Source organism: Paraburkholderia sp. DD10 (genome assembly GCF_049177125.1).
Classification (GTDB): domain Bacteria; phylum Pseudomonadota; class Gammaproteobacteria; order Burkholderiales; family Burkholderiaceae; genus Paraburkholderia; species Paraburkholderia terricola.
In genome coordinates this window covers 2,640,878-2,661,502 of sequence record NZ_CP185393.1, presented here as the reverse complement: position 1 = coordinate 2,661,502, position 20,625 = coordinate 2,640,878, and the positions used below count along the sequence as shown (strand labels likewise).

Annotated in this window: 21 protein-coding genes; 9 read left to right on the top strand and 12 right to left on the bottom strand. The window is 64.5% G+C overall.

The genetic code is table 11. From position 1 onward, the window contains the following. Window positions 1-4: 4 nt before the first annotated feature. A complete protein-coding gene (kynU, locus tag ACOCG7_RS27275; protein WP_073426975.1) occupies window positions 5-1,255 on the bottom strand; it encodes a kynureninase in 1,251 nt (416 codons plus the stop codon). A gap of 27 nt (window positions 1,256-1,282) precedes the next feature. After that, the gene (kynB, locus tag ACOCG7_RS27270; protein ID WP_073426976.1) at window positions 1,283-1,921 is read right to left on the bottom strand and encodes an arylformamidase; all 639 of its coding nucleotides are present in this window, start codon (window positions 1,919-1,921) and stop codon (window positions 1,283-1,285) included. Between the two features lie 131 nt (window positions 1,922-2,052). Here kynB and ACOCG7_RS27265 point away from each other — a divergent pair, with 131 nt between their 5' ends. Further along, window positions 2,053-2,568 carry an Lrp/AsnC family transcriptional regulator gene (locus ACOCG7_RS27265; protein WP_073426977.1) on the top strand — a complete coding sequence of 172 codons (516 nt, stop codon included), beginning with the start codon at window positions 2,053-2,055 and terminating at the stop codon, window positions 2,566-2,568. Between the two features lie 113 nt (window positions 2,569-2,681). Here ACOCG7_RS27265 and ACOCG7_RS27260 read toward each other — a convergent pair whose 3' ends face one another. Beyond that, a complete protein-coding gene (locus tag ACOCG7_RS27260) occupies window positions 2,682-3,191 on the bottom strand; it encodes a flavin reductase family protein (RefSeq protein WP_073427221.1) in 510 nt (169 codons plus the stop codon). Window positions 3,192-3,447: 256 nt separating this feature from the next. Here ACOCG7_RS27260 and msrA point away from each other — a divergent pair, with 256 nt between their 5' ends. After that, window positions 3,448-3,996, top strand: a complete 549-nt coding sequence (gene msrA / locus ACOCG7_RS27255) for a peptide-methionine (S)-S-oxide reductase MsrA (protein ID WP_073426978.1) — start codon at window positions 3,448-3,450, stop codon at window positions 3,994-3,996. A 63-nt stretch (window positions 3,997-4,059) separates the two neighbouring features. Here msrA and ACOCG7_RS27250 read toward each other — a convergent pair whose 3' ends face one another. The 3 genes from ACOCG7_RS27250 to pdxH form a co-directional block, all read right to left on the bottom strand. Next, window positions 4,060-5,280 carry a DUF72 domain-containing protein gene (locus ACOCG7_RS27250; protein ID WP_421378027.1) on the bottom strand — a complete coding sequence of 407 codons (1,221 nt, stop codon included), beginning with the start codon at window positions 5,278-5,280 and terminating at the stop codon, window positions 4,060-4,062. A gap of 111 nt (window positions 5,281-5,391) precedes the next feature. Then, the gene (locus ACOCG7_RS27245) at window positions 5,392-6,606 is read right to left on the bottom strand and encodes an SAM-dependent methyltransferase (RefSeq protein WP_073426980.1); all 1,215 of its coding nucleotides are present in this window, start codon (window positions 6,604-6,606) and stop codon (window positions 5,392-5,394) included. Between the two features lie 140 nt (window positions 6,607-6,746). Next, window positions 6,747-7,388 carry a pyridoxamine 5'-phosphate oxidase gene (pdxH, locus tag ACOCG7_RS27240; RefSeq protein WP_073426981.1) on the bottom strand — a complete coding sequence of 214 codons (642 nt, stop codon included), beginning with the start codon at window positions 7,386-7,388 and terminating at the stop codon, window positions 6,747-6,749. A gap of 256 nt (window positions 7,389-7,644) precedes the next feature. On the opposite strand from pdxH, the gene tcdA reads away from it, so the two are divergent. Continuing rightward, window positions 7,645-8,505: a tRNA cyclic N6-threonylcarbamoyladenosine(37) synthase TcdA gene (gene tcdA, locus ACOCG7_RS27235; protein WP_073426982.1), complete on the top strand. Its 861-nt coding sequence runs from the start codon at window positions 7,645-7,647 to the stop codon at window positions 8,503-8,505. A 49-nt stretch (window positions 8,506-8,554) separates the two neighbouring features. On the opposite strand, the gene trxA is transcribed toward tcdA, so the two are convergent. Both trxA and ACOCG7_RS27225 read right to left on the bottom strand, forming a co-directional pair. After that, window positions 8,555-9,403 (bottom strand): thioredoxin, encoded by an 849-nt coding sequence (trxA, locus tag ACOCG7_RS27230; protein WP_073426983.1) that lies wholly within the window; start codon window positions 9,401-9,403, stop codon window positions 8,555-8,557. A gap of 89 nt (window positions 9,404-9,492) precedes the next feature. After that, window positions 9,493-10,368, bottom strand: coding sequence for a pirin family protein (locus ACOCG7_RS27225; RefSeq protein WP_073426984.1), 876 nt, complete (start codon window positions 10,366-10,368; stop codon window positions 9,493-9,495). A gap of 174 nt (window positions 10,369-10,542) precedes the next feature. Between ACOCG7_RS27225 and ACOCG7_RS27220 the strand changes: the two genes are divergently transcribed. Then, entirely contained in the window at window positions 10,543-11,424 is an 882-nt protein-coding gene (locus tag ACOCG7_RS27220) for an EamA family transporter (RefSeq protein ID WP_073426985.1), read from the top strand. A 109-nt stretch (window positions 11,425-11,533) separates the two neighbouring features. Here ACOCG7_RS27220 and ACOCG7_RS27215 read toward each other — a convergent pair whose 3' ends face one another. After that, a complete protein-coding gene (locus ACOCG7_RS27215; protein ID WP_073426986.1) occupies window positions 11,534-13,102 on the bottom strand; it encodes an N-acetylmuramoyl-L-alanine amidase in 1,569 nt (522 codons plus the stop codon). Continuing rightward, window positions 13,084-13,680 carry a tRNA (adenosine(37)-N6)-threonylcarbamoyltransferase complex ATPase subunit type 1 TsaE gene (tsaE, locus tag ACOCG7_RS27210; RefSeq protein WP_244744688.1) on the bottom strand — a complete coding sequence of 199 codons (597 nt, stop codon included), beginning with the start codon at window positions 13,678-13,680 and terminating at the stop codon, window positions 13,084-13,086. The genes ACOCG7_RS27215 and tsaE overlap by 19 nt, the downstream gene beginning before the upstream one ends. 17 nt (window positions 13,681-13,697) lie before the next feature. Between tsaE and queG the strand changes: the two genes are divergently transcribed. The 3 genes from queG to xerD all read left to right on the top strand — a co-directional run bounded on the left by queG (window position 13,698) and on the right by xerD (window position 16,426). Then, on the top strand, window positions 13,698-14,939 hold the full coding sequence (gene queG, locus ACOCG7_RS27205) for a tRNA epoxyqueuosine(34) reductase QueG (protein ID WP_073426988.1): 1,242 nt from the start codon (window positions 13,698-13,700) through the stop codon (window positions 14,937-14,939). A gap of 84 nt (window positions 14,940-15,023) precedes the next feature. Then, window positions 15,024-15,494, top strand: coding sequence for a methylated-DNA--[protein]-cysteine S-methyltransferase (locus tag ACOCG7_RS27200; protein WP_073426989.1), 471 nt, complete (start codon window positions 15,024-15,026; stop codon window positions 15,492-15,494). After that, a complete protein-coding gene (gene xerD / locus ACOCG7_RS27195; protein WP_073426990.1) occupies window positions 15,491-16,426 on the top strand; it encodes a site-specific tyrosine recombinase XerD in 936 nt (311 codons plus the stop codon). Before ACOCG7_RS27200 ends, xerD begins: the two co-directional genes overlap by 4 nt. A 57-nt stretch (window positions 16,427-16,483) precedes the next feature. Here xerD and ACOCG7_RS27190 read toward each other — a convergent pair whose 3' ends face one another. Continuing rightward, window positions 16,484-18,046: a class I adenylate-forming enzyme family protein gene (locus ACOCG7_RS27190; RefSeq protein WP_073426991.1), complete on the bottom strand. Its 1,563-nt coding sequence runs from the start codon at window positions 18,044-18,046 to the stop codon at window positions 16,484-16,486. 557 nt (window positions 18,047-18,603) lie between these two features. Here ACOCG7_RS27190 and ybaK point away from each other — a divergent pair. Then, window positions 18,604-19,095 carry a Cys-tRNA(Pro) deacylase gene (gene ybaK / locus ACOCG7_RS27185; RefSeq protein ID WP_073426992.1) on the top strand — a complete coding sequence of 164 codons (492 nt, stop codon included), beginning with the start codon at window positions 18,604-18,606 and terminating at the stop codon, window positions 19,093-19,095. Window positions 19,096-19,232: 137 nt separating this feature from the next. Next, window positions 19,233-19,880: a glycerol-3-phosphate 1-O-acyltransferase PlsY gene (gene plsY, locus ACOCG7_RS27180; protein ID WP_073426993.1), complete on the top strand. Its 648-nt coding sequence runs from the start codon at window positions 19,233-19,235 to the stop codon at window positions 19,878-19,880. A 147-nt stretch (window positions 19,881-20,027) separates the two neighbouring features. On the opposite strand, the gene ACOCG7_RS27175 is transcribed toward plsY, so the two are convergent. Further along, window positions 20,028-20,513 (bottom strand): YajQ family cyclic di-GMP-binding protein, encoded by a 486-nt coding sequence (locus tag ACOCG7_RS27175; RefSeq protein ID WP_007180572.1) that lies wholly within the window; start codon window positions 20,511-20,513, stop codon window positions 20,028-20,030. Window positions 20,514-20,625 lie beyond the last annotated feature (112 nt).

Here is a 20,625-nt window from a genome sequence, read left to right as displayed (position 1 = left end):
CTCCTCAGGTCACAGCGCCGCGTGCGGCGAATTCAGGCGCGCGCCAGGTCTCGTTCGCGAGCACGTCGCGCAGCGTTTCCACGGCATCCCACACGTCGACAAAGCGCGTGTACAGCGGCGTAAAGCCGAAGCGCAACACGTGCGGCTCGCGGTAGTCGCCGATCACGCCGCGCGCGATCAACGCCTGCATCACCTCATAGCCGTGCGGATGCTCGAAGCTCGCATGCGAGCCGCGCTGCCGATGCGCGCGCGGCGTGACGAGCTTCAGCGGAAACTCGCCGCAGCGCGTTTCAACGAGCTCGATGAACAGATCGGTCAACGCCAGCGATTTCTTGCGGATCGCCTGCATGTCGGTCTGCAGGAACACGTCGAGCCCGCATTCGACCAGCGACATCGACACCATCGGCTGCGTGCCGCACAGGAAGCGGCCGATGCCGTCGTCCGGTTGATAGGTCGGGTCCATCTTGAACGGCGCGCGATGACCCCACCAGCCGGACAGCGGTTGAGCGAAGTCGTTCTGGTGACGCTGCGGCACCCATACGAACGCGGGCGAGCCCGGTCCGCCGTTCAGATACTTATACGTGCAGCCGACCGCGTAATCGGCACCGACGCCGTTCAGGTCGACCGGCACCGCGCCCGCCGAATGCGCGAGGTCCCACAGCGCGAGCGCGCCCTGGTCGTGGATCAGCTTCGTGACCGCCGCCATGTCGTGCATATAGCCGGTGCGGTAGTTCACGTGCGTGATCATCGCGATGGCCGTGTCGTTGTCGATCGCGGTGGGTAGTTCCGACGGGTCGTCGACGAGACGCAATTCGTAGCCGCGATCGAGCTGCTCGATCAGCCCTTGCGCGATGTACAGATCGGTCGGGAAATTCGAGCGCTCGGAGACGATCACGCGCCGCTTCGGATCGCGCGCATTCGCCAGCCGCAACGCGGCCGACAGCAGCTTGAAGAGGTTGATCGAAATCGTATCGGTAATGACGACTTCGTCCTGCTCCGCGCCGATCAGCGGCGCGAGCTTGTTGCCGAGCCGGCGCGGCAACGCGAACCAGCCGGCGCTGTTCCAGCTGCGGATCAGGCCTTCGCCCCATTCGGCGCCGATCACGGTTTGCGCGCGCTGCGCGGCGGCGGCGGGCGCCACGCCGAGCGAGTTGCCGTCCAGATAGATAGTGGCCGGCGGCAGCGCGAACTGGTCGCGCAGGGCCGCGAGCGGGTCGGCGCGGTCGAGCGCCAGTGCTTCGTCACGATGGTTCATGGTGGTCCAGTCGGTCAGGAAAAGCGTTCAGTGGGTGCTGGCCAGCGCGCGCAACACCGCGCGCACCGGGCTCGCGTCGAGCGTGGTCAGCTTCAGCGGCAGCGCGATCAGTTCATAGTCGCCGGGCGCGACGGCATCCAGCACGATGCCTTCGAGTATCGCCATGCGATGCGCGCGCACGCGGTGGTGAGCGTCCATCGTTTTCGATTCCTGTGGATCGAGCGACGGCGTGTCGATGCCGATCAGCTTCACGCCCTTCGCGGCCAGCAGGTCGATGGTCTCCGGCGCGACCGCGCAGAACGCGCTGTCCCAGGCCGCGGTGGGCGCGTTCCTGTAAGTGCGCAGTAAGACTCGCGGCGGCAGATCGTCGAGCGAACCGTTCAGGTGTTGTGGCGTGACAACAGGCGAGGCGCCGATGCAATGAATCACCCGGCAGCGGCCCAGGTAGGCGTCGAGTGGCACGTGGCCGATAGCGGCGCCCTCGGCGTCGTAGTGCAGCGGGGCGTCGGTGTGAGCGCCGGTGTGCGGCGACAAGGTCAGCCGCGCGACGTTGACCGGCGAGCCCGCCTCCATGCGCCACACGCGTTCTATGCCGACCGGCGTGTCGCCCGGCCAGACCGGCGTCGCGGTATCGACGGCGGGGGTGATGTCCCAGAGTGTGTCCATATCTCCATCTGCGGTGTTTTGTCTATCCGGGAATGATAGGTGGCTTGCCGCGAAATGTGATTGCGAAAAAATCTCCTTCTACGCGTTGTCTTGGAACATAATTTGAGTCAAATGGGAAAGGGAGACCGAATATGAACGCGATCTCGCTCGACGCCACCGATTGCCGTATTCTGGCGGTGCTTCAGCAGGAAGGACGCATCAGCAATCTGGATCTCGCGGAGCGCATCTCGCTCTCGCCGTCGGCGTGTCTGCGCCGCTTGCGCCTCCTGGAAGAGCAGGGCGTCATCGAACATTACCGCGCGTGTCTGAATCGCGAAGTGTTGGGTTTTGAACTGGAGGCGTTCGTGCAGGTGTCGATGCGCAACGACCAGGAGAACTGGCACGAGCGTTTTGCACAGGCGCTGCAGGATTGGCCCGAAGTGGTCGGCGCATTCGTCGTGACCGGCGAAACGCATTACCTGCTGCGCGTGCTCGCGCACAACCTCAAGCACTATTCGGATTTCGTGCTGCATCGCCTCTATAAAGCGCCGGGCGTGATGGATATTCGCTCGAATATCGTGCTGCAGACGCTCAAGGAAGATTCAGGCGTGCCGGTGTCGCTGGTGACGAAAACCGGTGGGCATGGCGCGTCGCATAACGATCGTTGAATCCACCGCCGATCGCGCAAGCCCCGAAGTGCCATGCGTGTATCGGACGCTTCCCACATCGCCGGTCATGCTGCATGGCCTACATGTACCGCGTGTAAAACAGGGCGTCGCCTTCAGAGCGGTTTGAGTCCGTGGAACTGGCCGTTCTGGAACACCAGCGGCGACACCTCCGCGACATGCTCATGCACGCCGCAGCGCTCCACCTCGCCGACGAAAATCACGTGGTCGCCTTCTTCGTAGCGGCTGCGGTTATGGCATTCGAACCAGGCGAGCGCGCCGTCGAGCACCGGCATGCCGGTATCGCCTTGCGCGTGCGACACGCCTTCGAAGCGATCCCCCTTCACGGTGGCGAAGCGCTTGCACAGATCGAGTTGCGAGCCGGCCAGCACGTTGACCACGTAGTGGCTGTTGGCGCGGAATACCGGCATCGACGCCGAGCGCGTGGCGAGACTCCACAGCACCAGCGGCGGATTGAGCGAAACCGAATTGAACGAGCTGGCCGTGATGCCGATCAATTGGCCGGACTCCGCACGCGTTGTAATGACGGTGACGCCGGTGGCGAATTGGCTGAGCGCCTGCTTGAAGGCGTTCTGGTCGAAGTTGGGCGGGCTGGCGCGCTTCATCGGATGAAAGCCTTCGACGCAAGCCTTGAGAATCCAAGGCTGAACCCATCGCGCGTGCGGCCGGAAACAAATGATTCGAAAGTCATAGTGAAAATCGTCGATTTGTCCCAATTTTAACTGCAATCGCGGCGGGATTGGCCGCGACCCCTGCCGGTATGTGGAAAACCCGCTAAGCTGGAACGCCGCGATGGGCATGAGCGTTGCGGCCACGCGGGGACCGGCATCGGCCGACTATGAGTCTCAAGGAGCGAGCAGCATGAGTCAGACAGGCGAAGTCGCCACCCTCGGTGGCGGGTGTTTCTGGTGCCTCGAAGCGGTATATCTGGGCGTCGATGGCGTGAACTCGGTGGAGTCGGGCTATGCGGGCGGTCATACGCAGCATCCGACCTACGAGCAGGTATGCGATGGCGTGACCGGCCACGCGGAAGTCGTGAACGTCGACTTCGACCCGGCGAAGATCGGTTATCGCGAGATCCTGGATATCTTCTTTGCGATCCACGATCCGACGCAATTGAATCGGCAGGGCAACGACGTCGGCACGCAATATCGCTCGGTGATCTTCACGCATTCGGACGCGCAGCGCGAAACGGCGCTACAGGCGATTCGCGAGATCGGCGAACAAGGCATTTACGACGGGCAGATCGTCACGCAAGTGCTGCCGCTCGACGGCAACTACTGGCCTGCCGAGGCCTATCATCAGAACTATTTCGCGCAGCATCCGAACCAGGGATATTGCTCGTTCGTGGTGGCGCCGAAAGTCGCGAAGTTTCGCCAGAAGTTCGCGCATCGCGTCAAGGCGAGTTGAGCGGAGCGGTGGTTCGATTCAGCCAGGCGATAGCCAACGAGCCCTCGTTGAGCGAGGGTTCGCCTAGCCTGGTTCGCCGCTTTCGTTTCGTTCATGTTCGCCGGGCGCCGGCTGCATTGGGTCATGCTCATGCTCGTGAGCCAGCCGCGCATACGCCTCGACGATCGCCCGCGCCAGTTCGACGCAACTGAGCGGCGCGGACCCTTCCGCTTTATTGTTGACCGCGATCACCACCGGCTGGCCGGCCAGCGCGTAGCGCGCGGCCAGTTCGGCGAGCGACGCGCGCGTGGCCGGGTCCTGGTCCACCAGTCGATCGAACGGTTCGTACTTCGCCTTCGCCTGTTCGTATTTGAAGCCGCCGTGCAGACTCCAGCGCACGATCAGCGGCCCGGCCGGCTCGCCGTCCAGCAGCGCGAGCGCCGCGGCCTGGCGCAGCGGGTCGGGCATGCGCGCGTGAATGCCGACGCAATAGCGCACGCCCGCCGCCTTCAGCGTGCGGATAAAGCGCGGCGTCAGCAAACTGGCGTCGCGGATTTCGATTGCGTAGCAGGTGCCTTCGGGCAACGTCGGCAATGCCGCGAGGAATTCGGCGAGGCGTTCGATGAACGCCGCCGGCTCGGCCAGCATCTGATCGGGCAACGGCGATAACTGAAACACCAATGCGCCGGCTTTCGCGCCGAGTCCTTCGAGACATGGCGTGACGAAGTCGTCGATCGCCATTTGCGCATTCAGAAAACACGGGTTCAGCGAGACCGGCTCGCCGCGTTCGGCGCGCACGGTGGCGTCGGTGATCGTCATCGGCGCCTTCACGATGAAGCGGAAATGCGCCGGCACTTCCTGCGCGTAGCGCAAATACTCGGTGACGGTGAGCGCCTGATAAAACGACCGGTCGATGCTGACCGTCTTGAGCAGCGGATGCGCGCCGTAGGCCGCGAGACCTTCGCGCGAGAGTTTGCTGTTGCTGTATTCGTCGCCGTAGACGATGCCGTTCCAACCGGGAAACGACCAAGTCGAGGTGCCGAGGTGGACTTGCGGCGGCAGTTCGGCGGCGAGCGCGAGAAGCTCCGGCGAGGGCGTGGCCGCCAGCACCTCGCGGGCGCGGCGTTTTTTGGGGGCGTCGGCGGGAACGGCCGGGCGCTCCGCTTGTGCGATTTGAGCCGCTTTCGATGGCGATGGCGCGGGCTCCACCGGCATGCCGAACAGATCGAATTGCCCAGCCTCGGCTGCCGCGTCATGCTCGCCGTTCACCGGCTCTCCCACTTCACTCGTCCCGCTCCGGTCCATCGATGTTCGGCCTGCTGTTCAAAGGTTGCGCCACGTCGGGCCGCCAATGGACGCCACCCCGTCACGCAACCTGGGTACGCCGCCACGGCAAGTCGTGGCGGCGTACCCGTATCACAGCGGTTTCTCGTACATATAGCGGCGCGACCATGGTAAGGTTTTCGCGCTGCGGCCGGCTTTGCGGCACACCACCTGGTAGATGGACACGTCGTCGTTCTCGAACGCATACGCGCAGCCGGCCAGATACACGCGCCAGATGCGGAATTTTTCGTCGTCGACCAGACTGCGGGCTTCCTCCGCATGCGCCTCGAAGTTCTCCGCCCAGATTTCCAGCGTGTGCGCATAGTGACGGCGCAGGCTTTCCACGTCAACCGCTTCGAGCCCGCCGCGCTGCATCGATTCGAGCGCGAGGCTGATGTGCGGCAGTTCTCCGTCCGGGAACACATAGCGGTCGATGAATTCGCCGCCGCCGAGCGCGGTTTCGCCGCTGTCCGCATCGCTCGACGTGATGCCGTGATTCATCGCGATGCCGTCGTCGACCAGCAGGTCGCGGATCTTCTCGAAGTAGCCCGGCAGATTCTTGCGGCCGACGTGCTCGAACATGCCGACGCTGGTGATGCGGTCGAATTGCCCGACGACGTCGCGGTAATCCTGCAGACGAATCTCGATCTGGCTTTCGAGGCCCGCGGCTTTCACGCGAGCGGTGGCGAGATCGTACTGATTCTGCGAGAGCGTCACGCCCACGCACTTCGCGCCGAATTTCCGTGCCGCACGCAATACGAGCGCGCCCCAGCCGCAGCCGATGTCGAGCAGGCGCTGCCCCGGCTGCAACTGGATCTTGGTGAGGATGTGGTCGATCTTCTTGATCTGCGCGGTGGCGAGATCCTCGTCGCCGTTTTCGAAGTACGCACACGAGTACACCATGTTCTCGTCGAGCCACAGCTTGTAGAACTCGTTCGAGACGTCGTAGTGATACTGGATCGCCTTCTTGTCCGACGCTTTCGAATGATTGAAGTAGCGCCGCACGCGCGCCAGCTTGCTCGCACTGGTGACGGTGCTGCGCGCAAGCTGGTAGCTGATATTGATGATGTCCGACAGCTTGCCTTCGATGTCGATCTTGCCCTTGACGTACGCCTCGCCGAGATTGTCGAGGCTCGGTTCGAGCAGATAGGGCAGCGCCGTGGCGCTTTTGACGTGCAGCGTGACCTGAGGCGCGGCGAACTGCCCGAAGTCATGTTGCTGGCCGTCCCACAGCACAAGGCGCGCTGGCAAGTTCGCCCTCGTTTTTACATCGTCCACCCACTGCGCCAGCTTTTTCTCCCAGAACATGTGATTTCTCCGTGTCTGTTGAACTAAAGCAAAGCTCGTGCGGATCGTTACTCAGTGCGACGCAACTCCCATGCCGCGAGCACGATCCTGCCGCCGCGCGCTGCTGCGTTGGCAACGCGCTGGCGGCGTTGTATCCGGGTTCAAGGCGAGAGGCGGGAGATCAGCCAGTCGCTGCTTTCGCTTGAACGTGTGTAGAGCAGCCGGTCGTGCAGACGCGACGGCCGGCCCTGCCAGAATTCGATGGCCTCGGGGACCAGACGATAGCCGCCCCAGTGCGGCGGGCGCGGCGGCTGGTCGCCGTATTGCAGGCGGATTTCGCGCTCGCGTGTTTCAAGCTGCGAGCGGCTTTCAATTATCTGACTTTGATTGGACGCCCACGCGCCGATGCGTGAACCGAGCGGGCGCGACGCGAAGTACGCATCGCTTTCTTCCTCGCTGGTTTTAACGACGCGGCCCTCGACGCGCACCTGGCGCTCGAGTTCGATCCAGTAGAACAGGAGGCTGGCGTAGGGGTTGGCGGCCAGCTCCAGGCCCTTGCGGCTCTGGTAGTTGGTGAAGAACACGAAGCCTCGTTCGTCCACGCCTTTGATCAGCACAATGCGCGCCGACGGCCGGCCGCGCGAGTCGACCGTGGCCAAGGTCATCGTGTTCGGCTCGGGCAGCCTGGCGTCGACCGCTTGTTGAAACCACGTTTCGAATTGACGGAACGGGTTGCGGTCGACATCGCCAACGTCCAGCGAACCGAGCGAATAATTTTTTCGAAGTTCGGCGAGTGAGGTCATGTTCTTATGCGAACGCTACAGTTCGGCCAGTATAGCTAAGGAGCGAAATCTTTGCGCGCGGCCAGATCAAGGGACCGGACATTGCACCGAGGCATGCCGTCTCGCGCTTGCGCGCCTTTCGTAAAGCCTTCGGTTAGCTGGCGACGCCGCGACGCCCCACGGCCATCCCGACCGACGCGTTCAGGCAAAATACCGACTGCGAGTACCCAGGCGTCGCCCCATTCTGTATTGCCTCTTTTCAACGAGCCTTGTCACCATGTCCAGCACCACCGCGCAATCCGATCTTACTACCAGCGTCGACGGGAGCGAAACCGCCGACCGCGCGCGGCGCTTCGGCGGCATCGCTCGCCTGTATGGCGCGCCGGCGCTCGCCGCGTTCGAAGGCGCGCATGTCGCGGTGATCGGCATCGGCGGAGTGGGCTCGTGGGTGGCGGAGGCGTTGGCGCGCAGCGCGGTCGGCACGCTCACGCTGATCGATCTCGACAACGTCGCCGAAAGCAACACCAACCGGCAGATCCACGCGCTCGACGGCAACTTCGGCAAGCCCAAAGTGGAAGCGATGGCCGAGCGCATCGCGGCGATCAATCCGTTTTGCGACGTGCGGCTGGTGGAGGATTTTGTCGAGCCGGATAACTTCGCGGCGACGCTCGGCGGCGGTTTCGATTACCTGGTCGACGCGATCGACAGCGTGCGCACCAAGACCGCGTTGATCGCATGGTGCGTCGAGAGGAAACAGCCGTTGATCACGGTGGGCGGCGCGGGCGGCCAGCTCGATCCCACGCGCATTCGCATCGACGATCTCGCGCTGACGATCCAGGACCCGTTGCTCTCGAAAGTACGTGGACAGTTACGCAAACAGCATGGTTTTCCGCGCGGGCCGAAGGCGAAGTTCAAGGTGAGCGCGGTGTATTCCGACGAGCCGCTGATCTATCCCGAAGCGGCCGTCTGCGATATCGACGAGGAAGCCGAGCACGTCACGACCTCGCCGGGGCACACCGGGCCGGTCGGTCTGAACTGCGCGGGTTTTGGTTCGAGCGTGTGCGTGACGGCAAGCTTCGGGTTTGCCGCGGCCGCGCACGTGTTGCGGGCGTTGGCGAAGCAGGCGGCAGCAGCTTGAGAGCGCATCCAGGCGCGGCGCACTGGCCGCACCTGAACGGCGGCACGGATCAGAACAGCGACGCGCTCAGCTTGCGCCGCCATTGCGACACGAGTTCCGGCTGATGCGCGGCCAGATCGAACACCGACAGCATCGTCTTGCGGCCGATGTCGTCGCGGAACGTGCGGTCGCGCTGCACGATCGCCAGCAGGTGTTCGAGCGCCCCCGCGTACTTGCGGCGCGCGATCAGCGCGCTAGCCAGATCGAAGCGCGCTTCGAGATCGTCCGGGTTCGACGCGACCCTGGCTTCGAGCGCATCCGTGGGCGGCAGGTCGGCGGCGGCGTCCACGGCGTCGAGCCGCGTCTTGATCGCGTTGAAGCGCGCGTCGATGCCTTGCGTGGTTTTCGGCGACAGCAGATCGACTTCGTCGCGCGCTTCGTCGATACGGTTGTCTTCGAGCAGCATTTCGATGCGGTCCATGCGCGCTTCGTCGAAGCCGGGGTCGTAGGCGAGCGCGGCTTGCAGCGCGTCGTACGCATCTTCACGGCGGCCTTCGGCCAGCGCGGTTTGCGCTTCGAGACGCGACGCGTCCGCGCCTTGCGGCACGAGCCGCTCGATAAACTCGCGCAACTGGCCTTCCGGCAGCACGCCGACGAACTGATCGACCGGCCGGCCGTCGGCGAACGCCATGACGTGCGGAATGCTGCGCACCTGGAAGTGCGCGGCCAGTTCCTGATTCTCGTCCACGTTCACCTTCACGAGCTTCCATTTGCCGGCGGCTTCGGCTTCGAGCTTTTCGAGCATCGGGCCGAGCGTCTTGCAGGGGCCGCACCACGGCGCCCAGAAATCGACCAGCACGGGAGCCAGTGTCGACGCCGTGATGACGTCCTGTTCGAAAGTGGCCAGAGTGGTGTCCATTGCGTCCTCGTCGATAAAACGGTTTATTGACTAGTTGGGGGCGAGTGCCGTGGATTCAACGCGGCGCGTTCGGCCGCGCCTGCCGGTGTTCATTTTCGGGTCGGCAGCGGAATCCATTCGGTTTCTCCCGGCACTTTGCCCATATCCTGATTGCTCCACGCGAGCTTCGCGGCTTCGATCTTCTCGCGCGAACTGGCGACGAAATTCCATTCGATAAAGCGCTCGCCATCGAGTTTCTCACCGCCGAGCAGCATGACGCGCGCCCCCTGCGTGCTCGCGAGCGTGACCGTTTCGTCGAGCGCGAGCACCGCCATCTGACCGGGTTCGAGCGGCGCGCCGTCGATCTCCAGGTCGCCGTCCACGAGGTACACGCCGCGTTCCTCGTGCTCCGGTTCGAGCGCGAAGGCGCCGCCCGGCGCGAACTGCGCGGCGACGTACAGCGTGCCCGAAAACGTCGCGACCGGCGAGGTTTCGCCGAAGGCCGTGCCCGCGATCACGCGCAGCGTGACGCCGTTGCGCTCGACCACGGGCAGCGTGTGGGCGGCGTGATGCGCGAACGACGGCTCGATGTCCTCGTCCTCCAACGGCAGCGCAACCCAGGTCTGGATGCCGTGCATGGTGAGGCCGCTCGCGCGGTCTTCGGCGGGCGTGCGCTCGGAGTGGACGATGCCGCGCCCGGCCGTCATCCAGTTGACGTCGCCTGGGACGATCTTCTGCTCGGAGCCGAGGCTGTCGCGATGCATGACCGCGCCTTCGAACAGATAGGTGACGGTGGCGAGGCCGATATGCGGATGCGGACGCACGTCGAGACCGACACCGGGTTCGAGCGTGGCGGGGCCCATGTGGTCGAAGAAGATGAACGGCCCGATCAAACGCGCAGCCAGGGCGGGCAGCACGCGCCGCACCGTCAGGTTGCCGACGTCGCGCAGATGCGGCTTGAGGACTGCTTTGATCGAGGAGGACATGGGGGGCTCGGCTGGAAGGATGGGTTGGGATTTTGCTCAATGGATGATTCTACTGCGGAGGGCGGAATGCTGACGGATCGAAGCACGTCGGCGCTCCGGCAATCCGTAGCGCGGCCCATCGCTTGCGGCCGCCTCCGCTAAACTGCCGGATTGAACAACCAATCGGAGACTGGGATGTCGCCCAGGGATTTGCTGCTCGCGCTGGTGGTCGTCGTGGCGTGGGGCGTCAATTTCGTCGTGATCAAGGTGGGCCTGCATGGTGTGCCGCCGATGCTGCTCGGCGCGCTGCGCTTCACGCTCGCCGCGGTGCCGGCGGTGTTTTTCGTCAAGCGTCCGCGCATGCCGTGGCGCTGGCTGCTCGCCTACGGCGCGACGATCTCGTTCGGCCAGTTCGCGTTTCTGTTCTCGGCCATGTATGTGGGCATGCCGGCGGGGCTCGCTTCACTGGTCCTGCAGGCGCAGGCGTTTTTCACGCTGATGTTCGCGGCGCTGTTCCTGCATGAGCGCTTTCGCGTGCCGAACATCGTCGGATTGCTGATCGCCGCGGGCGGGCTCGCGCTGATCGGCTTGCAAGGCGGTCACGAGATGACGCTCGCCGGTTTCGTCCTCACGCTGTGCGCCGCGTGTTCGTGGGCGCTCGGCAACATCGTCACGAAGAAGGTGGGCAAGGTCGATCTGGTCGGGCTCGTGGTGTGGGGCAGCCTGATTCCGCCATTGCCGTTCTTCGCGTTCTCGTATGCGTTCGAGGGACCGCAGCGAATCGCCGCGGCGCTCTCGGGCATCAGCGCGATGTCGATTTTCGCCGTCGTCTATCTCGCGTTCGTTGCGACGCTGCTCGGCTACGGGTTGTGGAGCCGGCTGCTCTCGCGCTATCCGGCGAGCCAGGTCGCGCCGTTCTCGTTGCTGGTGCCGATCGTCGGGCTCGCGTCCGCCTCTTTGTTTCTCGACGAGCGCTTGTCCGTCGCGCAAATCGTCGGCGCCTTGCTGGTGATGGCGGGGCTGGCGGTGAACGTGTTCGGCGGCTGGGTCGTGCAGCGTTTGTCGCCGGCGCGTTGAGCGTTGAGCGGATGTGAGACCGGATAGCAGAACGGCCGCGATCGAGCGGCCGTTCTGCGTTGCGCACCAGGGCGCGGCTTGATGCGGGGCGGCGCGACTGCGCGCGCCGTCAAGTCATGCGGTTCTTCGCCAACGGCGGATTCGCCGCGAAATAGCGCTTGATGCCGGTCATGATCGCATCGGCCATCTTCTCGCGATAGGCGTCGTCGTTCAAACGGCGCTCCTCGTCGGGGTTGCTGATGAAGGCGGTTTCCACGAGGATCGACGGAATGTCAGGCGCTTTCAGTACCGCAAACCCCGCCTGTTCGACCGAGCCCTTGTGCAGCTTGTTGATGCCGCCGATCTCCTTCAGCACGAAGTTGCCGTAGCGCATGGAGTCGCGAATCTGCGCGGTGGTCGACATGTCGAACAGCGCGCGGTTGACGGTGGCGTCGGCGGATTTGATGTTGATCCCGCCGATCTGATCCGAGGCGTTCTCCTTGTTCGCCATCCAGCGCGCCGCCGCGCTCGACGCGCCATGCTCGGACAACGCGAACACCGAGGAGCCCTTCGCGTCGGGCGTGGTGAACGCGTCCGCGTGAATCGATACGAACAGATCCGCGCCGACGCGCCGCGCCTTCTGCACGCGCACGTTCAGCGGCACGAAGAAGTCGGCGTCGCGGGTCATCATCGCGCGCATGTTCGGTTGCGCATCGATCTTCGCGCGCAGCTTCTTGGCGATGTCGAGTGCGACGTGCTTCTCGTAAGTGCCCGAGCCGCCGATCGCGCCGGGGTCCTCGCCGCCGTGACCCGGATCGATCGCGACGGTCAACAGACGCACCGTGTTGCTCTTGCCGGGTTTCGGCGTGGTGAAGGCGTAGGTGTCGTCGCCGCCGTTGTCGTCGCCGAGTTTGCCGGCGCTGCTTCCGCCGCTGGCGCCGCCCTTGTTGCGGGCGATCGCGCTCGGCGGCGTGACGGGCGCGGCGGGCGCGGCCGGCTTGCCGAGAATCGGCGGCAGCGGCGCCGGCGCGTGCGGCACGCTGGGCGCGGCAGAGCCGCCGTTCTGCGCATAACGCTCGAAGAACGCTTCGCTGTTGTCCGCGGTGGGCGGTGTGGTGCCGGGGCCGCTCAGCGTGGCGGGCGGCGCGCTGTTTTCATTCAGGTTCTGTTCCTTGCGCTCGGTCTGCGCGAGGAGGTCCATCAACGGATCGGGCGCGACGGCGGGGTACAGGTCGAACACCAGCCGGTACTTGTACGCGCCGACCGGCGGCAGCGTGAACACCTGCGGCTTCACGGAACCCTTCAGGTCGAACACCATTCGCACCACATGCGGCTGATATTGCCCGACGCGCACCGACTGGATCTGCGGATCGTTCGGCGTGATCTTCGACACGAGATCCTTCAGCGCCTGGTCCAGATCGAGGCCGTTCAGGTCGACCACCAGCCGGTCCGGGCCTTGCAGCAATTGCTGCGCGTTTTGCAAAGGCTGATCCGATTCGATCGTCACGCGCGTGTAGTCGCGCGCCGGCCAGACGCGCACGCCGAGCACCGAGCTGGCCCACGCGAGGCGCGGGGCGACGAGGCCGAGCACGAGTGTGGATGCGCCCGCGCGCAGCATCTGCCGGCGCCGCCAGTTATGCGTTGCGGTGGCCGCCGATTCGATCGAGCGGAACGGTTTGATCAACATCTTTCGAGACATGCCTTTCCTGATTCGCTGTAGGCCCGTGCGACGAGTACGCGGCCGTCGCCCGCGTGGTCCAGGTCGAGCGAGAAGACGAGATCCGGCACGCCAAGCAGGCGGCCCGCGCGTTGCGGCCATTCGACGAGGCAGATCGCGCCGCTGTCGAAGTATTCGCGGAAGCCCGCGTCGGCCCATTCGGCCGGATCGGTGAATCTATACAGATCGAAGTGATAGAGCGCGAGTTCCCCATTGGGCCGCGCGAGCACATAAGGTTCGACGAGCGTGTACGTGGGACTGCGCACGCGGCCGGTGTGGCCGAGGCCGCGCAACGTGGCGCGCACGAGTGTGGTTTTGCCGGCGCCGAGGTCGCCGATGAGTTGGACTTGCAGCCCGTGAAATGCCTGGCCGCCGGCAGCGACCGGAGCGTGCCGCCGTGCTTCCTGCGATGCTTCTTGCGCCATGGCGCGCACGCTTTCGATCGCCAGCGCGAAGCGCTCGCCGAACGCGTGCGTGGCGGCTTCGTCCGCGAGCGCGAAGGTGCGTTCGAGCAGAACCTTCGCGGGCGGTTGGATCGCGTGATCGGGATTGACGGGCATTCTCGTAAAATGACGTGATGAACCGAAGTCCGGAGTCCCCTGTGTCCCGCACGCCTGCGTCTGACGACGATGCGCGTGCCGAGCGTCGTTTGGATGAAGCGGCGCTGCATGCGCTCGCGCTGGACATCAAAACGTGGGGCCGTGAACTGGGTTTCGCGGCGATCGGCATTAGCGATACCGATCTCTCCGCCGCGGAGGCGCCGCTTGCAGCCTGGCTGGAAGCGGGTTGCCACGGCGAGATGGATTATATGGCGAAACACGGCATGAAACGCGCGCGGCCCGCCGAGCTTGTGGCCGGCACGCGACGTGTGATTACCGCGCGCATCGCCTATTTGCCCGCGCGGACATTGAACGGAAAGGCGAACGAAAGCGCCTTGCCGGACGTGCCGCCCGCACCCCGAGACTGGCGCGCGGCCGAGCATGCGCGGCTCGCGGATCCGTCGGCGGCGGTGGTGTCGATCTATGCGCGCGGCCGCGATTATCACAAGGTCATGCGTAACCGTTTGCAACAACTGGCCGAGAAAATCGAAGCCGCGATCGGCGTATTCGGCTACCGCGTGTTCACCGATTCGGCGCCGGTGCTCGAAGTGGAACTGGCGCAAAAGGCCGGCATCGGCTGGCGCGGCAAGCATACGCTGCTGCTGCAACGCGACGCCGGTTCGCTGTTTTTCCTCGGCGAGATTTACGTCGACGTGCCCTTGCCGACCGATGCCGAGACCTCGCCCGACGTGGCCCCGGAAACGCCGGGCTCGCATTGCGGCAGTTGCACGCGCTGCATCGGCGCCTGTCCGACCGGTGCGATCGTCGCGCCTTACAAGGTCGATGCGCGCCGCTGCATTTCCTATCTGACGATCGAACTGAAGGGCAATATTCCCCTGGAAATGCGGCCGCTGATCGGCAATCGTGTGTATGGCTGCGACGATTGCCAACTCGTGTGTCCGTGGAACAAGTTCGCGCAAGCCGCGCCGGTCGACGATTTCGACGTGCGGCATGGGCTGGATCGCGCGTCGCTGGTCGAGCTATTTGCATGGAGCGCGCAGGAGTTCGACACGCGCATGCAGGGCAGCGCGATTCGCCGCATCGGTTACGAGAGCTGGCTGCGCAATCTCGCGGTGGGGATGGGCAATGCGCTGCGTGCGTCTTCGGAAAGTCTGAGCGGGGACGCACGCAAGGCGATCGTGGAGGCGCTGCGCTCGCGTGCCGACGACCCGTCCGCCGTCGTGCGCGAGCATGTGGAATGGGCGTTGGAAGCGGCGTAAAGTAGCGGCACTCGAACGCCTGCACGCCATGCAGGTACGCTAGCGAAATCCGAAAAAAGCGCCGCCAGTGAGGAGCAGGCAACCATGTTCAACGCAGTGATCGATGCGCCGTTCGGCAAGGTCGGCATCCGGCTCGAAGGCGATGCCGTGCGCGAGATCGTCTATCTTCCCGACTCGATTGCGAACGTCGCGCCCGAGACGCCACTGGCGAAACAGACGGCCGAACAGATCGAACGGTATTTCGAGCGCGCATCCGCGAAGTTCGACTTGCCGTTGGCATCGGTCGGCACGGCGTTTCAGCAGCGCGTATGGCAGGCGATCAGCGACATTCCGCCGGGTGCCGTGCGCACCTACGGGCAGTTGGCGAAGCAACTCGGCAGCGCGCCGCGCGCGGTCGGTCAGGCGTGCGGCGCCAATTATTTTCCAATCGTGATTCCGTGCCATCGGGTGGTGAGTTCGAGCGGCATCGGCGGGTTTTCGCATCACGCCGAAGACGGCTTCTTTCGCAACGTCAAGCGCTGGCTCCTAGCGCATGAAGGCATTCCATACGCATGAGCGACACTCTGGCTGACGACGCACCCATCGCGTCACCTCTTTTTCTGGCGAGCTCCGCGTCGATCGATGCGTTCTGCGACGCGCTGTGGCTCGAACACGGCCTGTCGCGCAACACGCTCGATGCATACCGGCGCGACCTGCGGCTCTTTTGCGAATGGCTCGCGAAAACCCGCAACACGTCGCTCGACACCGCCAGCGAGGCCGATCTCAATGCCTATAGCGCGGCGCGGCAGAAAGACAAATCCACCTCCGCGAACCGGCGGCTTTCGGTGTTTCGCCGCTACTACGGCTGGGCGGTGCGCGAGCATCGCGCGAAGATCGATCCGACGCTGCGCATCCGCTCGGCCAAGCAGCCGCCGCGTTTTCCGTCGACGCTCAGCGAAGCGCAAGTCGAAGCGCTGCTCGGCGCACCCGACGTCGGCACGCCTTTGGGTTTGCGCGACCGCACGATGCTGGAGCTGATGTACGCGAGCGGTTTGCGCGTCACCGAACTCGTCACGCTGAAGACCGTGGAAGTGGGTCTGAACGAAGGCGTGGTGCGCGTGATGGGCAAGGGCTCCAAGGAGCGCCTGATTCCGTTCGGCGAGGAAGCGCACGGCTGGATCGAGCGCTATCTGCGCGAAGCGCGCCCGGCGCTGCTGGGTGCGCGAGCGACGGACGCGCTCTTCGTCACCAGCCGCGCGGAGGGCATGACGCGGCAGCAGTTCTGGAACATCATCAAGCGGCGCGCTGCGACGGCCGGCGTGCATGCGCCGCTTTCGCCGCATACGCTGCGGCACGCGTTCGCCACGCATCTGCTGAATCACGGCGCCGATCTGCGCGTCGTGCAACTGCTGCTCGGCCACACGGACATTTCCACGACGCAGATCTATACGCACGTGGCCCGCGAGCGCTTGAAGTCGCTGCATGCGCAGCATCATCCGCGGGGGTGAGGAGCGGGCGTTCGCGCCGTGCTGGTTGCGGTTATCGTTGCTGTCGCGACGCTTGCTTCACACGAATTCCCGCAGCCGGTGCTTGAGAATCTTGCCGGTCGACGCCGCCGGCAGCGCGGCGAGCACCTTCACTTCGGCAGGGCGCTTGTACGGCGCGAGACGCTCGCTGCACCACTCGACCAATTCGGCCGGCGTCACCTGCGCACCGGCAATCAGTTCGACGAACGCGACCACCTCCTCATTACCCTCGACCGCGCGTCCGATCACCGCCGATTGCACGACCTGCGGATGCGCGTTCAACACGTGTTCGACCTCGGCCGGATAGACGTTGAAGCCCGAACGGATGATCAGCTCCTTGCTGCGTCCGACGATATGCAACGCGCCATCCGCGTCCTGGCGCGCGAGGTCGCCGGTCTTGAGCCAACCGTCTTGGGTCACGACGGCGCGCGTTTGCTCCGGGCTGCGGTAATAGCCGAGCATCACGTTCGGGCCGTGCACCCATAGCTCGCCGATTTCACCTCGCGCGGCATCGACGCCGTCGAGCCCGACGAAGCGCACCTCGACGCCCGGAATGACTTCGCCGACCGAGCAGTCGCCGCGTGGCGCATCGAGCATGGTGTGCGAGACAGTCGGGCTGCTTTCGGTCATGCCATAGCCATTGTGCAGCGGCAGACCGTAGACGCTTTCGACGCGCGCCTTCAACGCGGCGTCGAGCGGCGAGCCGCCCGAATAGGCAAAGCGCAGATGCGGCGCGCACCACGAATGACCGTGCGTCTCCAGATGTTCGAGCAGTTTGGCGTGCATGGCCGGCACGCCCTGGAAGATCGACACGTGTTCCTCGGCGAGTGCGCGGCGCACGGCTTCCGGCGCGAAGCGCGGCGCGAGCCGCAACGTTGCGCCGGCATGGAGACTGCCGAGGCAAACCGACGCGAAGCCGTACACGTGCGAGATCGGCAGCACGGCATAGACGACGTCGTCGGGGCCGACCTGGCGCAAGCGGCTCGAGATCGCGGCGATGAACAGCAGATTGCGATGCGACAACATCACGCCCTTCGGCGCGCCGGTGGTGCCGGTGGTGTAGATCAGCGCGGCGCATTGGCGGTCGTTGGCGGCTCCGACGGGTTCGGCTTTCGTCGTGGAGTCCACCGTGAACGACCATGCGCCGATGTCCGGCGTGCTGGCCGGCGCCGGTTGCGCTTCATGCCGCTGCGCGTGCTGTTGGGCGTCGGTTGAGCTTTCCACCGCATAGGCAACCACGCGCGGCTGCGCGTGCGCGCGAATCGAGTCGAGTTCCGCTGCGGACAGCCGCGCATTGGACACGAGCGCCCACGCCTCGAGCCTCGCCGCCGCGAACAGCAGCACGATCTGGGCGATGCTGTTTTCGGCGACGATCATCACGCGATCGCCGCCGCGCACGCCCCAATCACTTAGCAACGCGGCGACGGTTTCGACTGCCTGCGCGAGCTGCGCGCAGGTCAAACGACGCGCGTCCTCGATCAACGCGACGTGTTGCGGATCGCGCGCGGCCGCGAGCGCCGGAATCTCGGCGATGCGCGTGGGCAGCGCCGCCAGCAGCGCGGGGATATCGATGGTGGAACGGGTGGATAAGTCAATACTCAACACTGTCTCCTGTCGACCAGAGTTGCCGCTTTAGCGGCTTACTCTGGTCCCATGCAGAGCGGTCGACCAGAGTTGCCGCTTTAGCGGCTTACTCTGGTCCCATGCAGAGCGGTCGACCAGAGTTGCCGCTTTGGCGGCTTACTCTGGTCCCATGCAGAGCGGTCGACCAGAGTTGCCGCTTTGGCGGCTTACTCTGGTCCCATGCAAGGCGGTCGACCAGAGTTGCCGCTTTGGCGGCTTACTCTGGTCCCATGCAAGGCGGTCGACCAGAGTTGCCGCTTTGGCGGCTTACTCTGGTCCCATGCAGAGCGGTCGACCGGACTTGCCGCTTTACCGGCTTACTGGTCCCATGCAAAGGCGGTCGACCAGAGTTCACGCCAAAGCGCGTTACCCCGGTCCCATTCAAAGCAGCCGACCACAGTTCCCCGCTCTAGCGGCTCGCGCCCGGCGTACACTGCGCCGGAACATTCCCGAACGATCGTGCCACAAGCGCCCGACCCGCACAATTGGCCATTCGGCAAATAGCCGTTGTGCAGACTCGCCATTACAATGCGCCGATGAGCAAATCCAGACACGTCTCCGAAACGCCCGCGACGCAGTTTCTGCGCCGTCACGGCGTCGCGTTCGGCGAGCATCCTTATGATTACGTCGAGCACGGCGGCACCGCGGAGTCGGCGCGTCAGCTCGGCGTGGACGAGCATCACGTCGTCAAGACGCTGGTCATGGAAGACGAGCATGCCAAGCCGCTGATCGTACTGATGCACGGCGACCGCACCGTCAGCACCAAGAATCTCGCGCGGCAGATCGGCGCGAAACGCGTCGAGCCGTGCAAGCCGGAGGTGGCGAACCGTCATTCGGGTTACCTGATCGGCGGCACGTCGCCGTTCGGCACGCGCAAGCCGATGCCGGTCTACGTGGAGTCGAGCATCCTCGAGATGGACACCATCTGGCTGAACGGCGGGCGGCGCGGTTTTCTGGTTAGTATCGAGCCGAAGGTGCTCGCAGATTTGCTGGCGGCGAAACCGGTGCAATGCGCGAGCGTCGATTGACGTTTGCCTGAATGTTTTCCGGGCGGGCGGGTTCGGTAGAATGTGCGCCGCTTTGTTCCGCGCTTTGCTCCGTGTTTCGTTCCCTGTTGCGGTTGGGGTATCGAGTTTCAGACCGCCGATCCTTATAAGAGTCCTAGATGCAAAATCTGATCGTTGCCGTCGTTGCCTATCTGATCGGTTCGGTGTCATTCGCCGTGATCGTGAGCGCCGCGATGGGGCTGGACGACCCGCGCTCGTATGGCTCAGGCAACCCCGGCGCCACCAACGTGCTGCGCAGCGGCAGCAAGAAGGCCGCGATCCTTACCTTGATCGGCGACGCGTTCAAAGGCTGGCTGCCGGTATGGTTCGTCGTGCACTTCGGCGCGCGTTACGGACTCGACGACACCTCGGTTGCCATCGCAGCCGTTGCCGTGTTTCTCGGCCACCTGTATCCGGTCTTTTTCCGCTTCAAGGGCGGCAAAGGCGTGGCGACCGCGGCGGGCGTGCTGCTCGCGATCAATCCGATTCTCGGCCTTGCGACTTTGCTGACGTGGTTGATCGTGGCTTTCTTCACGCGTTATTCGTCGCTCGCGGCATTGGCCGCGGCGGCGTTCGCGCCGATCTTCGACGGTTTTCTGTTCGGGCCGCACGTCATTGCGCTCGCGATCGTCGTGATGAGTTCGCTGCTGATCTGGCGTCATCGCGGCAATATCGCCAAGCTGATCCGCGGTGAGGAAAGCCGCATCGGCGACAAGAAAAAGAAGGTCGATGCGGCAGGAGGGCCGGCGTCGGGCAACGGAGCTTGAGCGGGAGCTGCGTTGCGCGTCGAACGGTGTTGATTGGTCCAACCTGTGATCGTGGCCGCTTCGCGGCCGGCGCGATGACGCAATGGACTATCCACCGCGGGTGCGCCAAGCCTTCAGCGCGCGCTCGATACCGCGCGCGCTCCGCGTTCAATCGCGGAAGTTGTTGAAGTCGAGCGGCGTGTCGGTGACGTCCTTGCGCAGCATCGCGATCACGCTTTGCAGATCGTCGCGCTTGCCGCCGGTGATGCGCACCGCGTCACCCTGAATGCTCGCCTGGACCTTGATCTTGCTGTCCTTCACGAGGCGCACGATTTTCTTCGACAGGTCGCCGGACACGCCTTTCTTGATCTTGATGACCTGCTTGACCTTGTCGCCGCCGATTTTCTCGATCTTGCCGTAGTCGAGGAAGCGCACGTCCACGTTGCGCTTGGCCATTTTCGACAGCAGCACGTCTTTCACCTGACCGAGCTTGAAGTCGTCGTCCGCATACGCCGTGATCTCGTTTTCCTTGTGTTCGACGCGCGCGTCCGACCCCTTGAAGTCGAAGCGGGTTGAAATTTCCTTGTTGGACTGCTCGATCGCGTTCTTGACTTCGATCATGTTCGCTTCGCAGACGACGTCAAACGATGGCATTGCTTTCTCCCAATAGTGCTGCGGTGCATGACGCGGCCGGTCGGCTGCTCACGGGGCACTCGCTATAATCACGGACCGGATGTCATTTTACCGACGCCACTCCCTTTTGCCC

Excerpts from the sequence above, each read along its gene's own strand:
- kynU (WP_073426975.1), bottom strand. The coding sequence starts at position 1,255 with ATGAACCATCGTGACGAAGCACTGGCGCTCGACCGCGCCGACCCGCTC.
- kynB (WP_073426976.1), bottom strand. The coding sequence starts at position 1,921 with ATGGACACACTCTGGGACATCACCCCCGCCGTCGATACCGCGACGCCG.
- ACOCG7_RS27265 (WP_073426977.1), top strand. The coding sequence starts at position 2,053 with ATGAACGCGATCTCGCTCGACGCCACCGATTGCCGTATTCTGGCGGTG.
- ACOCG7_RS27260 (WP_073427221.1), bottom strand. The coding sequence starts at position 3,191 with ATGAAGCGCGCCAGCCCGCCCAACTTCGACCAGAACGCCTTCAAGCAG.
- msrA (WP_073426978.1), top strand. The coding sequence starts at position 3,448 with ATGAGTCAGACAGGCGAAGTCGCCACCCTCGGTGGCGGGTGTTTCTGG.
- ACOCG7_RS27250 (WP_421378027.1), bottom strand. The coding sequence starts at position 5,280 with ATGGACCGGAGCGGGACGAGTGAAGTGGGAGAGCCGGTGAACGGCGAG.
- ACOCG7_RS27245 (WP_073426980.1), bottom strand. The coding sequence starts at position 6,606 with ATGTTCTGGGAGAAAAAGCTGGCGCAGTGGGTGGACGATGTAAAAACG.
- pdxH (WP_073426981.1), bottom strand. The coding sequence starts at position 7,388 with ATGACCTCACTCGCCGAACTTCGAAAAAATTATTCGCTCGGTTCGCTG.
- tcdA (WP_073426982.1), top strand. The coding sequence starts at position 7,645 with ATGTCCAGCACCACCGCGCAATCCGATCTTACTACCAGCGTCGACGGG.
- trxA (WP_073426983.1), bottom strand. The coding sequence starts at position 9,403 with ATGGACACCACTCTGGCCACTTTCGAACAGGACGTCATCACGGCGTCG.
- ACOCG7_RS27225 (WP_073426984.1), bottom strand. The coding sequence starts at position 10,368 with ATGTCCTCCTCGATCAAAGCAGTCCTCAAGCCGCATCTGCGCGACGTC.
- ACOCG7_RS27220 (WP_073426985.1), top strand. The coding sequence starts at position 10,543 with ATGTCGCCCAGGGATTTGCTGCTCGCGCTGGTGGTCGTCGTGGCGTGG.
- ACOCG7_RS27215 (WP_073426986.1), bottom strand. The coding sequence starts at position 13,102 with ATGTCTCGAAAGATGTTGATCAAACCGTTCCGCTCGATCGAATCGGCG.
- tsaE (WP_244744688.1), bottom strand. The coding sequence starts at position 13,680 with ATGCCCGTCAATCCCGATCACGCGATCCAACCGCCCGCGAAGGTTCTG.
- queG (WP_073426988.1), top strand. The coding sequence starts at position 13,698 with ATGAACCGAAGTCCGGAGTCCCCTGTGTCCCGCACGCCTGCGTCTGAC.
- ACOCG7_RS27200 (WP_073426989.1), top strand. The coding sequence starts at position 15,024 with ATGTTCAACGCAGTGATCGATGCGCCGTTCGGCAAGGTCGGCATCCGG.
- xerD (WP_073426990.1), top strand. The coding sequence starts at position 15,491 with ATGAGCGACACTCTGGCTGACGACGCACCCATCGCGTCACCTCTTTTT.
- ybaK (WP_073426992.1), top strand. The coding sequence starts at position 18,604 with ATGAGCAAATCCAGACACGTCTCCGAAACGCCCGCGACGCAGTTTCTG.
- plsY (WP_073426993.1), top strand. The coding sequence starts at position 19,233 with ATGCAAAATCTGATCGTTGCCGTCGTTGCCTATCTGATCGGTTCGGTG.
- ACOCG7_RS27175 (WP_007180572.1), bottom strand. The coding sequence starts at position 20,513 with ATGCCATCGTTTGACGTCGTCTGCGAAGCGAACATGATCGAAGTCAAG.